14 protein-coding genes are annotated in these 15,664 nt (G+C 65.7%); 13 read left to right on the top strand and 1 reads right to left on the bottom strand.

Annotated features, from left to right (window positions below; genetic code table 11):
* Positions 1-25: 25 nt before the first annotated feature.
* The 11 genes from trmB (at position 26) to pnp (ending at position 11,535) form a co-directional block, all read left to right on the top strand.
* Positions 26-706, top strand: a complete 681-nt coding sequence (trmB, locus tag ACO076_RS04065; protein WP_421725454.1) for a tRNA (guanosine(46)-N7)-methyltransferase TrmB — start codon at positions 26-28, stop codon at positions 704-706.
* A 152-nt stretch (positions 707-858) separates the two neighbouring features.
* Positions 859-1,449 (top strand): ribosome maturation factor RimP, encoded by a 591-nt coding sequence (gene rimP, locus ACO076_RS04060; protein WP_421725453.1) that lies wholly within the window; start codon positions 859-861, stop codon positions 1,447-1,449.
* 15 nt (positions 1,450-1,464) lie between these two features.
* The gene (gene nusA, locus ACO076_RS04055) at positions 1,465-3,087 is read left to right on the top strand and encodes a transcription termination factor NusA (RefSeq protein WP_421725452.1); all 1,623 of its coding nucleotides are present in this window, start codon (positions 1,465-1,467) and stop codon (positions 3,085-3,087) included.
* A 12-nt stretch (positions 3,088-3,099) separates the two neighbouring features.
* On the top strand, positions 3,100-3,765 hold the full coding sequence (locus ACO076_RS04050; protein WP_421725451.1) for an RNA-binding protein: 666 nt from the start codon (positions 3,100-3,102) through the stop codon (positions 3,763-3,765).
* A 6-nt stretch (positions 3,766-3,771) separates the two neighbouring features.
* Positions 3,772-6,339, top strand: coding sequence for a translation initiation factor IF-2 (gene infB, locus ACO076_RS04045; RefSeq protein ID WP_421725450.1), 2,568 nt, complete (start codon positions 3,772-3,774; stop codon positions 6,337-6,339).
* Between the two features lie 13 nt (positions 6,340-6,352).
* On the top strand, positions 6,353-6,883 hold the full coding sequence (locus ACO076_RS04040; RefSeq protein ID WP_421725449.1) for a hypothetical protein: 531 nt from the start codon (positions 6,353-6,355) through the stop codon (positions 6,881-6,883).
* Positions 6,876-7,184, top strand: coding sequence for a hypothetical protein (locus tag ACO076_RS04035; protein ID WP_421725448.1), 309 nt, complete (start codon positions 6,876-6,878; stop codon positions 7,182-7,184). Before ACO076_RS04040 ends, ACO076_RS04035 begins: the two co-directional genes overlap by 8 nt.
* Positions 7,171-7,572, top strand: a complete 402-nt coding sequence (gene rbfA / locus ACO076_RS04030) for a 30S ribosome-binding factor RbfA (protein WP_421725447.1) — start codon at positions 7,171-7,173, stop codon at positions 7,570-7,572. Before ACO076_RS04035 ends, rbfA begins: the two co-directional genes overlap by 14 nt.
* 2 nt (positions 7,573-7,574) lie before the next feature.
* On the top strand, positions 7,575-8,492 hold the full coding sequence (truB, locus tag ACO076_RS04025; protein WP_421725446.1) for a tRNA pseudouridine(55) synthase TruB: 918 nt from the start codon (positions 7,575-7,577) through the stop codon (positions 8,490-8,492).
* Between the two features lie 459 nt (positions 8,493-8,951).
* Positions 8,952-9,221, top strand: coding sequence for a 30S ribosomal protein S15 (gene rpsO, locus ACO076_RS04020; protein WP_421725445.1), 270 nt, complete (start codon positions 8,952-8,954; stop codon positions 9,219-9,221).
* Positions 9,222-9,381: 160 nt separating this feature from the next.
* Positions 9,382-11,535: a polyribonucleotide nucleotidyltransferase gene (gene pnp / locus ACO076_RS04015; protein WP_421725444.1), complete on the top strand. Its 2,154-nt coding sequence runs from the start codon at positions 9,382-9,384 to the stop codon at positions 11,533-11,535.
* Between the two features lie 60 nt (positions 11,536-11,595).
* Here pnp and ACO076_RS04010 read toward each other — a convergent pair whose 3' ends face one another.
* The gene (locus ACO076_RS04010) at positions 11,596-12,069 is read right to left on the bottom strand and encodes a HugZ family protein (protein ID WP_421725443.1); all 474 of its coding nucleotides are present in this window, start codon (positions 12,067-12,069) and stop codon (positions 11,596-11,598) included.
* 484 nt (positions 12,070-12,553) lie between these two features.
* On the opposite strand from ACO076_RS04010, the gene ACO076_RS04005 reads away from it, so the two are divergent.
* Positions 12,554-14,302, top strand: a complete 1,749-nt coding sequence (locus ACO076_RS04005; protein WP_421725442.1) for a type I secretion system permease/ATPase — start codon at positions 12,554-12,556, stop codon at positions 14,300-14,302.
* Positions 14,299-15,639: an HlyD family type I secretion periplasmic adaptor subunit gene (locus ACO076_RS04000; protein ID WP_421725441.1), complete on the top strand. Its 1,341-nt coding sequence runs from the start codon at positions 14,299-14,301 to the stop codon at positions 15,637-15,639. Before ACO076_RS04005 ends, ACO076_RS04000 begins: the two co-directional genes overlap by 4 nt.
* The last annotated feature ends 25 nt before the right edge of the window (positions 15,640-15,664 follow it).

Here is a 15,664-nt window from a genome sequence, read left to right as displayed (position 1 = left end):
CGGCCCATGGGGAGGGGTCGGCACGATGCAGCGACGAAGCAGTCTGTTCGGACGACGCAAGGGCAAACCGCTGTCGCCACTGCGAGCCGGGCTGATGGAGGCGGTCTATCCGGGGCTTGCAGTCGATCTCGATGTCCCGCCACCCGAGCCGTTGACCGACCTTTTCTCGGTTCCGGTAGACACCGTGCGGGTCGAAATCGGCTTCGGCGGCGGCGAGCACCTTGTCGGTGCCGCGACGCGGGAACCCGGTACCGGCTTCATCGGTGTCGAGCCGTTCGTCGCGGGGCTGGCCAACGCGGTGACGGCGATCGACGATGCCGGGCTCCGCAATGTCCGCCTGTTCGACGACGATGCCGCCGACCTGCTCGACTGGCTGCCGCCCGACTCGATTGCCGGGGTCGATCTTTTCTACCCCGATCCGTGGCCGAAGCGCCGCCACTGGAAGCGTCGGTTCGTCAAGCCGGAGAACCTCGACCGTGTGGCGCGCGTTCTGATCCACGGCGGCCGCTTTCGCTTCGCCAGCGACAGCAGCGCCTACGTCACCTGGACGCTCCGCCATCTGCGCGCCCGCTCCGATTTTGTCTGGCTTGCGGAGACCGCCGACGACTGGCGGCTGCCCTATGCCGATTGGCCGGGAACGCGCTACGAGGCCAAGGCGATAGCCGCTGGTCGCGTCCCGACTTACCTGACCTTCGAGCGACGGTGACACGCACCGTTGGACGGTCAACGGCCTTGCGTTCGCGATAAACCGGGACTATATCCACGACGTCATCTCAAACGATCGGTTTCGTTGGAGAGTGGGCCCGGCCGGACCCGCTCTTTTTTTACACCTCAAGGCCGATCGACAGAGGAGTTGGCTTGGTAGAACAACACGACGAGCCGCGGGTCATCACCGAGACCGGGCTCGAGGCCCGTATCGCCCATATCGTCGAACCGACGGTCGCCGACCTCGGCTACCGGCTGGTGCGCGTCAAGCTGTCGGCGATGAACGGGACGACCCTGCAGATCATGGCCGAGCGGCCGGATGGCACGATGACCGTAGATGATTGCGAGCGCCTGTCGCGGGACGTCTCGCCGGCGCTCGATGTCGAGGACCCGATCGATCGAGCCTATCACCTCGAAATATCCTCGCCGGGGATCGACCGGCCGTTGGTGCGCCGTGGGGACTTCGCCCGCTGGGCGGGGCATGTCGCCAAGCTCGAACTGAGCCGTCCGATGGAGGGCCGCAAACGATTTCGCGGCACGCTCGCCGGCGTCGAAGACGACGGCACCCGGCTGGAGCTGACCGCGCCGTTTAACGGCGAGACCTCGGTGATGCTGCCATTCGCCGATATCGAGGACGCCAAGCTCGTGCTGACCGACGATCTCATTCGCGATTCGCTGGGCAATCAACCGCCCGGCGACGAACCTCACCCTTCGACCGACGCCGGGCCGGCGTCGCCGCATTGACAACGGAGAGACACCATGGCCGTCAGTGCCAATCGGCTTGAGTTGCTGCAGATCGCCGACGCGGTCGCGCGCGAAAAGGCGATCGACCGCACCATCGTGGTCGACGCGATGGAGGACGCGATCCAGAAGGCGGCGCGGTCGCGCTATGGATCGGAAACCGACGTGCGGGCCGAGATCAACGCCAAGACCGGCGAGATCAAGCTGCAGCGCCTCCTGAAAGTGGTCGAGGAGATCGAGAACCCGGCCACCGATATCCTGATCGAGGACGCCCGCCACCGGAACCCGGCGGCGCAGGTCGGCGACTTCATCGCCGAGCCGCTGCCGCCCATGGACTTCGGCCGGATCGCCGCCCAGTCGGCCAAGCAGGTGATCGTTCAGAAGGTGCGTGAAGCCGAACGTGACCGGCAGTACGAGGAGTTCAAGGACCGTATCAGCGAGATCGTTAACGGTCAGGTCAAGCGGGTCGAATACGGCAACGTCATCGTCGATCTCGGCCGCGGCGAAGCGATCGTCCGCCGCGACGAGCTGATTCCGCGCGAGAACTTCCGCTACGGCGACCGGGTACGGGCCTACATCTACGACGTGCGCCGCGAACAGCGCGGGCCGCAGATATTCATGTCGCGGACCCATCCGCAGTTCATGTCCAAGCTGTTTGCTCAGGAGGTGCCGGAGATTTACGACGGCATCATCGAGGTGAAGTCGGTCGCTCGCGATCCGGGCAGCCGCGCCAAGATCGCGGTGATCTCGCGGGATTCTTCCATCGACCCGGTCGGCGCCTGCGTCGGCATGCGCGGCAGCCGCGTCCAGGCGGTGGTGAACGAACTGCAGGGCGAGAAGATCGACATCATCCCGTGGTCCCAGGACGCGGCCACCTTCATCGTTAACGCGCTGCAGCCGGCCGAGGTCGCCAAGGTGGTGCTCGACGAAGATGCCGAGCGGATCGAAGTGGTGGTTCCCGATGACCAGCTCTCGCTGGCGATCGGCCGCCGCGGCCAGAACGTGCGACTCGCGTCCCAGCTCACTGGCTGGGACATCGACATCCTCACCGAGCAGGAGGAATCGGAGCGGCGTCAGAAGGAATTCATGGATCGCAGCGCGCTGTTCATCGAAGCGCTGGACGTCGACGAGATGGTCGGCCAGCTCCTGGCCTCGGAAGGTTTCGTGTCGGTTTCGGAAATCGCCTTTGTCGAGCTGGCCGAGATCGCCTCGATCGAGGGCTTCGACGAGGATACGGCGGTCGAGCTGCAGAACCGGGCGCGCGAACACCTGGCGGCCGTCGAAGCCGAGCAGGACACGGAACGCAAGGCACTCGGTGTCGAAGACGCCCTCCGAGAGGTCGACGGGATCAACACCGCGGCGCTCGTCGCGCTGGGCAAGGCGGACATCAAGACGATGGAAGACTTTGCCGGATGCGTGCCCGACGATCTGGTCGGCTGGGTGGAACGCAAGGATGGCGAGGCGACCCGCTATCCCGGCGCACTCGACGGCTTCGATATCTCGCGCGCCGAAGCGGAAGCCATGATCATGCAGGCGCGGATCAAGGCCGGCTGGGTGACCGAAGCCGATCTGCAGGCCGAAGCTGAGGCGGCGGAAGCCGCGGCCGCGGAAGAGGCCGAGGGCGCCACGGTCGAGGGGTAACAGACGGACACCATGCCGCGGCGCGGAGAGCCAAGCGAACGCACCTGCATCGTGACGCGGCAGACACGTCCGGTCGACGGGCTTATCCGGTTCGTCGCCGACCCGGATGGCGGCGTGGTCGCCGACCTTCGCCGGCGCTTGCCGGGGCGCGGCGTTTGGGTCACCGCTGATGCAGCGCACGTGGATCGCGCGGCGCGCAAGCAGATGTTCCGGCGCGGCCTTGGCGATCGGGCGACGGCCCGATCCGATCTCGCCGATCAGGTCGGACGGACCCTTCGCCGGGCGGCGATCGCGGCGCTGTCGATGGCGCGCAAGGCTGGCGAAGCGGTGACCGGATTCGGCAAGGTCGAAGGCGCGCTTGGGCAGCGACAGGCGATCGCCGTGATCCACGCGGCGGAAGCCGGCGAGGATGGCGTTTCCAAGGTCGCCGCGGCGACCCGACGCGCTTACGGGGATGCGGCCGGGGAGGTGGCGGTCGTGCAAACGTTTACGGAAGAGGAATTGAGTTTGGCATTCGGCCGGACACATGTGATACATGCTGCGTTGCTTGCCGGATCGGCGGGCGCCAATGCGCTGCGGTGTGTCCGAAGCCTCGTCGGCTATGTCGGCGAGGATAAGGGTGTTGGGGAACCCGGTCGCATGGCGGCCGATCCAGGCAAGGTGTCCGCGGGACAATAGGATTCAATGACTGAGACCAGAAATAGCGGCGAGAAGACCATATCCGTCGCCCCGAAAAAGACGCTGACGCTGAAGCGCGGCAATGTCGAGCGCGATACCGTTCGGCAGAGCTTTTCGCATGGCCGGACGAACACCGTTCAGGTCGAGCGCAAGAAGCGTCGGATCGTCATGCCGACCGAGACCAAGGCGGAAGCCCCCGCACCGGCGCGGGCGCCCGTCGAGGCCGAGACCGTAGTCGCCGAGGCGCCGGTCGCCGAAGCGCCGGCCAATGAGCCGACCGCCGGTCTGGTGCTTCGCCAGCTATCCGACGACGAGATCGACGCACGGGCCAAGGCGCTGGCCGATGCCAAGGTGCGCGAGGCCGAGGAACGGCGCGTCGCCGAGGAAGATGCCAAGCGCCGCGCCGCCGAGGAAGCGCAGCTGGCTTCGGAACGCGAGGAAGCGGAACGGCGTCAGGCCGAGGAAGACGAGCGCCGCAAGACCGAAGAGGCCGCCCGCGCCCGGGCCGAGGACACCGCGCGTCGCCGGCTGGGCGAAGAGCCCGCGCCGCCGGCGGCCGAGCAGCCGGCCGGTCGCAGCCGTACCGGTAAGACCGAGGCCGAGGACGAACGGCCCGGTGCGCTGCGCGGTCGGGTCAAGACCAAGCCGCCGGCGGAGCCGCGCCCGGTCAAGCGGACCGAGGAGCGCCGCCGCGGCAAACTCACGCTCTCGAACGCGCTCGACGATACCGAGCGCGCGCGTTCGCTCGCCTCGATCCGCCGCCGCCGCGAGCGCGAGCGGGCGCGGTCTCACGAGCAGACGCCGCGCGAGAAGGTGGTGCGCGACGTGGTGATCCCGGAGACGATCACCATCCAGGAGCTCGCCAACCGCATGGCGGAGCGTGTCGTCGAGGTGATCAAGCTCCTGATGAAGCAGGGGCAACTGGTCAAGGCCAACGACGTGATCGACGGCGACACCGCCCAGCTGATCGCCGAGGAGATGGGTCACACGGTGCGCCGCGTGGCGGAATCGGACGTCGAGGAAGGCCTGTTCACGGCGGCCGACGACGATGGCGATCTCAGGCCACGGCCGCCGGTGGTTACCATCATGGGCCATGTCGATCACGGCAAGACGTCGCTGCTCGATGCGGTTCGCGCGGCCAATGTGGTGTCCGGCGAAGCCGGCGGCATCACCCAGCACATCGGCGCCTATCAGGTCGAGCAGGGCGGTCAGAAGATCACCTTCATCGACACCCCCGGCCACGCGGCGTTCACCGCTATGCGCGCCCGGGGCGCCAAGGTGACCGACATCGTCATCCTGGTGGTGGCCGCCGACGACGGCGTCATGCCGCAAACCATCGAGGCGATCAATCACGCCAAGGCCGCCGAGGTGCCGATCATCGTCGCCGTCAACAAGATCGATAAATCCGACGCCGATCCGAACCGGGTCCGGACCGAACTCCTCCAGCATGAGGTGTTCGTCGAATCGATGGGTGGCGAGGTGCTCGACGTCGAGGTGTCGGCGACCGAGAAGACCAATCTCGACAAGCTGCTTGAGACGGTGCTGCTGCAGGCCGAACTGCTGGAGCTCAAGGCCAATCCCGATCGCGAGGCCGAGGGTACGGTAGTCGAGGCCAAGCTCGACCGCGGCCGTGGACCGGTGGCGACCGTGCTCGTGCAGCGCGGCACGCTCCATGTCGGTGACATCCTGGTCGCCGGCTCCGAATGGGGCAAGGTGCGGGCGCTGGTCGACGACCATGGCGAGTCGGTCGACGAGGCGGACCCGGCGATGCCGGTCGAGGTGCTGGGCTTCCAGGGTGCGCCTGAGGCGGGCGACCGGTTCGCGGTGGTCGATTCGGAAGCCCGCGCCCGCGAGGTGACCGAGTACCGCGCCCGCCAGAAGCGCGAGAAGGCGCAGGCCCGCCTGACCGGATCGCGCGGCTCGCTGACCGATATGATGAGCCAGCTTCAGACCGCCGGTCAGAAGGTGTTCCCCTTGGTGATCAAGGGCGACGTTCAGGGTTCCGTCGAGGCGATTTCCCAGGCGCTTGCCGCGCTCGGCACCGACGAGGTGATGGCACAGGTCATCCATGCCGGCGTCGGTGGCGTCACCGAGTCGGACGTCACGCTGGCGGCGACCTCGAACGCGGCGATCATCGGCTTCAACGTGCGGGCCAATGCGCAAGCCCGCAACGCAGCGGAAGCCGAGGGCATCGAGATCCGCTACTACAACGTCATCTACGACCTGGTCGACGACGTCAAAGCGGCGATGTCGGGCATGCTGTCGCCGGAGCGTCGCGAGACGATGCTGGGCAACGCCGAGATTTTGGAGATCTTCAACATCTCCAAGGTCGGCAAGGTCGCCGGCTGCCGGGTCACCGACGGTGTGGTCGAGCGCGGTTCGGGCGTGCGCCTGATCCGCGACGACGTGGTCATCCACGAGGGCAAGCTCTCGACGCTCAAGCGCTTCAAGGACGAAGTGCGTGAGGTCCAGGCCGGACAGGAATGCGGCATGGCGTTCGAGAACTATCAGGACATGCGCGCCGGCGACGTGATCGAGTGCTACCGGGTCGAGGAGATCGCCCGGACGCTGTAGTGGAGTGAGGCCCATGGCGCAATCCAAACGCTATCTCGGTCGTGCGAATGATCCTCGTGCGCGGGAAACCGCTGAGGAGAAGATCCTTCGCGCGATCTTCGGGGAGGATGGCGGGCCTCGCACGGAAGAGTTTCCACTTAGTCATCTTGTGGTTTCGAGCGCACCCGGCGAGCCGCCAGACCAACAATTGGCCGAAGTCTCGCAAGTGCTGGAAGTTCTCGAACGGCGAATTGCCTCGATTGGCGAGACCTTAGGTGCCGAAAAGACGGGGGAGCCTAAGGAGGAGGAAGGCGTGGAGATCATCACTGGGTTCCTCGCCAATGCTCAGGATTCCGACGTCGCGACAGCTTTGGAGAGCAATACGTTTGCGATTGATGATGTGATGCTGGCGGCGCTCCGAAGCCTCGAAAGATCGAACCAGGCAGCAGAAGAAGCCATCGTTGACAATGGTCGCGCGTCGAGATTGTTTGATCACACAAGTCGTATGATAGACGCGGACCAACGACGGCTTCAGGCCGACCTGGAGGCATTGGTCGGTGGCTGAAACGCCCGACCCTGAGCGGTCCGGCGGCTTTTGGCCGGAGTGGCTGACACCGAGACGGGCGTTTGATTTCGCGCGCAACGTCGTCAAACTTGAGCAGTCGGTTCAAAGACTGCGGGAAGACAATCGCGACTTGAGGGTTCAGTTGCTGCGGCTTCAAAGCCAGCTAAGTGAACACAATGGGCAATTGCGTACGCTGACTGCCTTCGTTCGTGAGGCTATGGACGACAAGATAGAGATCCGAGCCGAGAAGGCTGTCCGACGGATACTTGCGGAAGGCTCCTCCGACGTTGAGGACCGATAAACACTCCGGCAGCTCTGCCCCCTCACAGCGTCAGCTTCGGGTCGGCGAACTCATCCGCCATGCGCTCGCCGACATCCTCCAGCGCGGCGAGGTTCACGACCCCGCGCTCGAGGGGTACATCATCACCGTCCCCGAGGTTCGGATGAGCCCGGACCTGAAGATCGCAACGGTGTTCGTCATGCCGCTGGGCGGCGTCGGCGGCGAGGATGTGGTCGCGGCCTTCGCGCGCAATCGCAAATTCCTGCGCGGCGACATCGCCCGCCGGGTTAATCTGCGCTACGCCCCTGATCTGCGCTTCCGCCTCGATCGCTCGTTTGACGAAGGCGGCAAGATCGACGCCCTGCTCCGCGACCCCTCGGTCAAGCGCGACCTCGATCCGGACGACTGACGATGGCGCGCCGTAAACGCAAGGGTCGGCCCGTCTCGGGCTGGTTGTGCCTCGACAAGGCGGTCGGCCAGACCTCGACCGCGGCGGTTGGCTCCGTCAAACGGCTGTTCGACGCGGCCAAGGTCGGCCATGCCGGCACCCTCGATCCGCTCGCCTCGGGCATCCTGCCGATCGCGCTCGGTGACGCCACCAAGACGGTGCCGTTCGTTCAGGACAGCACCAAGCTCTATCGCTTCACCGTCGCCTGGGGGGCCGAAACCGACACCGACGATGCCGACGGTACGGTGACGTCCACGTCGGACCTGCGGCCGGACCAGTCGGCGATCGCGGCCGCGCTCGGCGACTTCACCGGTGAGATCATGCAGCGGCCGCCGGCGTTTTCGGCGATCAAGGTGGCAGGCAACCGCGCCTATGACCTCGCCCGGGAGGGGGAGGCGGTCGAACTCGAGGAACGGCCGGTGACCATCGACCGGCTGGTCCTGGTCGATTGCCCGGATCGCGATCACGCGGTGTTCGAGGCTGCGTGCGGCAAGGGGACCTATGTCCGGGCGCTCGCCCGCGATCTCGGCCACGCGCTCGGCACCTGCGGGCATGTCACCGTGCTCCGGCGCTGCGCGGTCGGTCCGTTCGTCGAGGACGAGGCAGTGACCATCGACGACCTGATCGCGGCGCGCGAGGACGGTCCGGCGACCGACCTCGATCAGTTCCTGATGCCGCTCGGTACGGCGCTTGGCGGGCTGCCTGAGGTCGCGGTCAGCCGTAACGAGGCGGCCGACATTATGCGCGGGCGGTCGATCCTGATCCGTGGCGCGACGCTGCCGCCCGCCGGCCCCGCGCAGGCGACCGAGGCCGGGCAGACCATTGCGATCGGCGAGATCGAGGGGGGCGAGTTCCAGCCGAAACGGGTGTTTCGGGGCTGAGTTTTCGCTGGAGTAGGATGACTTCGCCGCGTCACTCGGCCGATGTCAGGTGGCCTTACCCCCCTCTGGCTTCGCTACGGCGCGCTGCGCGGCGCCAAGCTCCGCCGTCTCCCCCGCAAGGGTGGAGAGGGGCGGCGGTTTATGACGAGACGTGTCTTCGGCAAGGCTGCCTGATTGTCAACGATCGGTGATCACGATGGAACCGCGTCCCCCCCCCTTTACGGGGGAGGGTTAGGGAGGGGGGTGATGCTCTTGAAACCGCAGAGGGACCGGCTATCTGAGGGTCAAGCATTTCGCTGGTATTGGCCGAGGAATTCGGCTAATAGTCCGCCCGCGACACGCGTTTCGCACCAATAGTGACGAAGCGAATGCCGTTTTTTTCCGACCGTGCTGGACGACATCCCGGCACCGGCCGTTCCCGCCGGCAGGACAATGCCGGCTCAACTGAAAGGATATCCGATGTCGATTACGCCGGAGCGCAAGCAGGCGCTCATCACTGAATACGCCACCCGCCCCGGTGACACCGGATCGGCGGAGGTGCAAATCGCGATCCTTTCCGAACGGATCGCCAACCTCACCGAGCACTTCAAATCCCACGCCAAGGACAACCATTCCCGGCGGGGCCTCCTGAAGCTCGTCAGCCAGCGTCGCCGGCTTCTCGACTATCTCAACAATGTCGATTCAAGCCGCTATCGCGAACTGATCGGTCGGCTCGGCCTGCGGCGCTAAGGCGCCGGCGTGCGGCGGCATGGGGCCGCCGCACCGACACGCGTGACCGAAAGGAGCCATGGCAGGATCGCCAGATGCTTTCGCCCACATCTGCGAGAGCCTCTTGCCGTCTTGTCCATGGCTCGCCTTCGCCTCACCGCGATAGACAAAAGGATGAACCATGTTTGACATTCAACGCGAGGAAATCGAGTGGGCCGGTCGGCCGCTGGTACTCGAAACCGGCCGGATAGCCCGGCAGGCTGACGGTGCCGTCCTCGCCACCTATGGCGAGACCTCGGTGCTCGCCACGGTCGTCGGCGCTCGCGAGGAGCGCCCGGGGATCGACTTCTTCCCGCTCACCGTGAACTACCAGGAAAAGACATTCGCCGCCGGCAAGATCCCCGGCGGCTTTTTCAAACGCGAGGGCCGGCCAAGCGAAAAGGAAACGCTGACGTCGCGTCTGATCGACCGGCCGATCCGTCCGTTGTTCGCCGACGGCTATAAATGCGAGACCCAGGTGGTGCTGACCGTGCTCAGCCACGACCTGGAGAACGATCCCGACATCGTCGCGATGGTCGCGGCCTCCGCCGCGCTGACCCTGTCGGGACTGCCGTTCATGGGCCCGATCGGCGGCGCCCGCGTCGGCTACATCGACGGCAACTACGTCCTCAACCCGCAGATCGACGAGATGACCGAATCGAAGCTCGATCTGGTGGTCGCCGGCACGGCCGACGCGGTGCTGATGGTCGAGTCGGAAGCCTATGAGCTCTCCGAGGACGTGATGCTCGGGGCCGTGATGGCCGGTCATGAGGGCTTCCAGCCGGTGATCGACGCGATCATCCGCCTCGCCGAGCGCGCCGCCAAGGAGCCGCGCGACCTCACCGTCGACGACCATTCCGCCCTCTACGAGCAGGTCCGCGGCATCGCCGAAAACGATCTGCGCGTCGCCTATGCGCTGCCGGTCAAGACCGAGCGGCACGCGGCGATCAGTGCCGTCCGCGACAAGCTTCTCGCCGAGCTGGCGCCGGAAGGCGCCGAGGACGGGCCGACCCCGCAGCTTGTCGGCGCCATGTTCAAGAAGCTCGAGAAGACGATCGTCCGTGGCGACATTCTGAGCCGTGGCATTCGCATCGACGGCCGCGACGTCAGGACCGTTCGCCCGATCGTCGCCGAGGTCGGCCTGCTGCCCCGGACCCACGGGTCGGCCCTGTTCACCCGCGGCGAAACCCAGGCGCTGGCGGTGGCGACGCTGGGCACCGGCGACGACGAGCAGTTCATCGACGCGCTGGAGGGGACCTACAAGGAAACCTTCATGCTGCACTACAATTTCCCGCCCTATTCGGTGGGCGAGACCGGTCGCATGGGCTCGCCGGGTCGTCGCGAGATCGGTCACGGCAAGCTTGCCTGGCGGGCAGTACGGCCGATTCTGCCGGCTCACCACGAGTTCCCTTACACACTGCGGGTGGTCTCGGAAGTGACCGAATCCAACGGTTCGTCGTCGATGGCGACGGTCTGCGGCACGTCGCTGTCGCTGATGGACGCCGGCGTGCCGCTCAAGCGGCCGGTGGCCGGCATCGCCATGGGCCTGATCAAGGAAGACGATCAGTTCGCGGTGCTCTCCGACATCCTCGGCGACGAGGACCATCTCGGCGATATGGACTTCAAGGTCGCCGGTAGCTCGGAAGGTGTCACCTCGCTGCAGATGGACATCAAGATCACCGGCATCACCCAGGAGATCATGAAGATCGCCCTCGATCAGGCCAAGGAGGGCCGGTTGCACATCCTCGGCGAGATGTCCAAGGCGCTGCCGGAAGCCCGTACCGAGCTCGGCGAATACGCGCCGCGGATCGAGGTCATCAATATCCCGACCGACAAGATTCGTGACGTGATCGGCACCGGCGGCAAGGTGATCCGCGAGATCGTCGAAAAGACCGGCGCCAAGATCGACATCTCCGACGATGGCACGGTGAAGGTCGCGTCCTCGGACGGCAAGGCGATCACCGCCGCGCTCAACTGGATCAAGTCGATCACCGCCGAGCCGGAAGTCGGCATGATCTATCAGGGAACGGTGGTGAAGACCGTCGACTTCGGCGCCTTCGTCAACTTCTTCGGCGCCCGCGACGGGCTGGTCCATATCTCGCAACTGACCCAGGGCCGGGTCGCCAAGACCACCGACGTGATCAAGGAAGGCGACAAGGTGTGGGTCAAACTGCTCGGCTTCGACGAGCGCGGCAAGGTTCGCCTGTCCATGAAGGTGGTGGACCAGGAGACCGGCGAAGAGATCAAGCAGGACAAGCCGGCCGATAAGCCCGAGGCGGCCGAAGCGGCCGGGTAGTCGCCAACCCACTTGATGCAGGATTCGAGACGGCCGGCGTTTTTCGCGTCGGCCGTTTTCTTATGTGGCGACCGGAGACGTCAGCAGGTCCGCCCGACTGACCTCGACGATGCGGCCAAAGCCGGCGACCAGGTGGCCTCGGTCGACCGTCAGCCGGTAGAAGGCGAAATCGCCGAAGTCGGCGTAGCCCGCCGCTTCCGAGTGGCGCTGGAGAAACCGGTCGCGTGAGGCGGTGTCCGGGTCGGGGGCGATCGTCCCGGTCACGGTGAGGCGCGCCCGGGTCAGCGGATCGGTGTCATCGTCATTGGGTATCGTGAACAACAGGGACGCGCGGGCGTCACGCTTAAGGTTGCGGGTGTGCACGGCGAGGTCCGAGAGCAGCAGTGTCGGCTCGCGTCGCGCGGTGGTGGCGACCGTCACCAACGACGCGAACGGCGCGCCATCGTCACCCAGGGTGGCGAGAGCCGCAGTCTCCGCGTCGTCAACGAGCGCCCGGGCAATGCCGGGTCCGTCGAATGCCTCGCCGTCGGTCATGGCCCGATCCTAGTGGCTGGACTCCGACATTTGCCACCCCCCTCATGACCGAATTCGCCGCACCGGCGTCCGATCTTCGATCACGGTCGCCCGTGGGAAGCCCACCAGATCTGGGGACTTTGTCGGCGAGACGATGCCGGAGCCGGTCGACGGCGTTCTCTACCGAACGCCGGTCCGGCCGGTGGTTGGCCTCATAGGATTGTGTCGTACCGTGAAGGTGTAGTTTTGCGGACGGAATGTCTAACAGATTGTTTTACAAGAAAGAATCGCGAGCCGAAGGGCGCCGGTCTGCGTAAAGTGATTGGTCAGGTCACTGCTTTTTCAGGTCTCCGCTCACGACAAAGCGAGACTATCGTTAAGCGCCTGTGACCCGGATCATAGCTATTTTTTTCTTTTCATTGATTTTCCTCACACTCGGGTGCCATAGACTTCGTCCTTTGATCGCTTTTGAGGATCGAGGACCCAACCCCCGGTGGCTTCAAAAATGAAAGAACCAGACGTCTCCGGGCGGTCGGAGCTTGCTTCAGCGATTTATGATTGTCGGCGCGCGCTGATCGGCATCGTCGCCTTCAGCGGCATCATGAACATCCTGACCCTGACCGGGCCGCTGTTCATGCTGCAGATCTACGATCGCGTCGTGCCGAGCCAGAGCATCCCGACGCTGCTTGGCCTGGCTGCAATCGCCGCGTTCCTCTACATCATGCTCGGCTTCTTCGATCAGGTCCGCCAGCGCATCCTGGTGCGGGTTGGCGCCTATGTGGACGAGGTAGTCCATCCCAAGGTGTTCAAGGCGGTGGTCACCATGCCGCTGCGCAATGCGCTTCCCGGCGACGGGCTCCAGCCCTTGCGCGACCTCGACCAGATCCGCAACTTCATCTCTTCCGGCGGCCCGGCGGCCTTCGCCGACATGCCGTTCCTGCCGCTGCAAATCCTGATCTGCTTCCTGATCGATCCGCTGATCGGCTACGCGACGATCTTCGGCGCAGTGGTGATTTTCTTCCTGACCCTTGCCACCGACCTGACGGTCCGCAAGGCGAGCCTCAATGCCTCGGAAAAGGGAAGCGAGCGCTACGCCATGATCGAGGCCGGCCGCCGCAACGCGGAGGTGCTGCGCTCGCTCGGCATGGCCGGCCGGCTGGCCGAACGCTGGGGCGAGGTCAATCGTATCTACGAGGCCAGCCACCTCAAGGTGCTGGAGACGTCTGGCGGTTTCGCCGGTGCGTCCAAGATCTTCCGAATGATGTTCCAATCGGCGGTGCTGGGGCTCGGCGCCTATCTGGTGATCGAGCACGGTGCGTCCTTCGGCATCATCATCGCCGCGTCGATCCTCAGCGCGCGCGCCCTGCAGCCGGTCGAGCAACTGGTCTCCAACTGGCGCGGCTTCGTCGCCAGCCGCCAGGCCTGGTCGCGCCTGACGCGGCTCCTGGCCCAGTTCCCGGATACCGAGGAGCCGATGCCGCTGCCGGACCCCAAGGCCGGCCTGTCGGTCGAGAACCTCGCAGTGGTTCCGCCCGGCACCTCGCGGCCGTCGGTGGTCGATGTCTCCTTCAACCTCGACGCCGGTAGCGCCCTTGGCGTCATTGGCCCGAGCGGCGCCGGCAAATCCTCGCTGGTGCGGGTCATCATCGGCGCCTGGGCGCCGGCGCGCGGCCGGGTCCGCCTCGACGGCGCGGCGCTCGAACAATGGAACCCGGACACGCTGGGCCGGCACATCGGCTACCTGCCCCAGGACGTGGAGCTCTTCGCCGGAACGGTGGCCCAGAACATCTCGCGCTTCGAACCCGATGCCGATCCGGAGCTTGTGGTGGAGGCTGCGCAGGCGGCCGGGGTCCACGACCTGATCCTGCGGCTTCCGGACGGCTATTCGACCGACATCGGCGAAGGCGGCGCGGCGCTTTCCGCGGGGCAGCGCCAGCGGGTGGCGCTGGCGCGGGCGCTCTACCGCGACCCGTTCCTGGTGGTGCTCGACGAACCGAACTCCAACCTCGACGCCGAAGGCGATGCGGCCCTGACACAGGCGATCCGCTTGATTCGCCAGCGCGGCGGCATAGCTATTGTGGTGGCCCATCGCCCCAGCGCGCTGGAGGGCGTCGACATGGCACTGGCGATGATCAATGGCGGCATGGCCGCATTTGGCCAGAAAGAGGATGTATTGCGTAAGGTGCTGAAGTCGGGGACCGCGCCTGCGATCAAGGACCGGCAGGAAGAGCCGGAAGAGGAACCCGCGACATGAGCGAACAAAAGGCGCTACCGGCGCCGAAAGAGGACCACCCTCACAAGAAGAAGGTGAGTTCCGGCATCCGCCGCCACGTGCTGGTCGGTGGGCTGGCCGCGCTGACCCTGGTGTTCGGCGTCGGCGGTCTCGCCGCGACCATTGACTTCTCGTCCGCCGTGGTTGCCGGCGGCCGCCTGGTGGTCAGCGGCAACGTCAAGAAGGTGCAGCATCAGGACGGCGGCACCGTCATAGAGATTCACGTCCGGGACGGCTCCAAGGTGAAGGCCGGCGATCTTCTGATCAAGCTCGACCCGACGCTTTCGGCCGCCAATCTCGCTATCGTCACCAAGGGCCTCGACGAGGCGGTTGCCCGCAAGGCGCGCCTCGAGGCGGAGCGCGAGGGCGCTGATTCGATCACCTACCCGGCGAGCCTGACCGACCGGATGGACGAGCCCGAGGTCGCCGAGGTCGTTTCCATCGAAACCAAGGCATTCGAGCTTCGCCGGACCGCCCGCGAGGGCCAGCAGAACCAGTTGCGGAAGAAGATCGCCGAACTGCAGCAGCAGTTGGTGGGTGTCGAGGCGCAGGAGAAGGCGGTTCGCCGCCAGATTGACCTCACCAAGGAGGAGGTCGACCGGCTGACCGGCCTGAAGGAAAAGGATCTGGTCGGCAGCGATCGGACGACCGACGCCAACCGCCGTGCGGCCCAGCTTGACGGGCAGCTTGGCCAGCTTATTGCCGCGCATGCGCAGATCGGCGCGGAAATCGCCCAGGCCGAGTTGCAAATCCTGCAGGTCGACCAGGACCTTCGCAGTGAGGTCTCGCGCGAACTCGCCGACGCCGGCTCACGGATCAACGAACTGACCGAACGCAAGATCGCGGCTGAGGATCAGCTGCGCCGCGAGAACATCCGGGCGCCGATCAGCGGCACGATCTACCAGCTCGCCGTCCATACGGTCGGTGGTGTCATCGGACCAGGCGAGCAGATCATGCTGGTGGTGCCGGAGGACGATCTGCTGGTCGTCGAGGCACAGGTCAATCCGGCCGAGGTCGATCGCGTCCATCCGCAACAGTTGGCGAATCTGCGCTTCACCGCCTTCGGCCAGCAGGCGACGCCGGAGTTCGACGGCACCGTCGAGACCATCTCGCCGGATATCGTCATGGACGAGCGGACCGGCCAGGGCTTCTACATGGCGCGGATCGAGATGCCGGACGAGGCTTTCTCGGAGCTCGGCGACAAGTTGGTTCCCGGCATGCCTGTCGAGGTCTTCATTGCCACCGGAGACCGCACGGTGCTCTCTTATCTGGTCAAACCGCTGGGCGACCAGTTCAAGCACACCTTCCGCGAACGCTGAGCCGATCGCGACCGCCGTCCTAGTT

This window comes from Bauldia sp. (assembly GCF_965232525.1).
Taxonomy (GTDB): domain Bacteria; phylum Pseudomonadota; class Alphaproteobacteria; order Rhizobiales; family Kaistiaceae; genus Bauldia.
The sequence above is the reverse complement of the archived record's forward strand: the minus strand, read 5'-3'. Positions and strand labels throughout refer to the sequence as shown.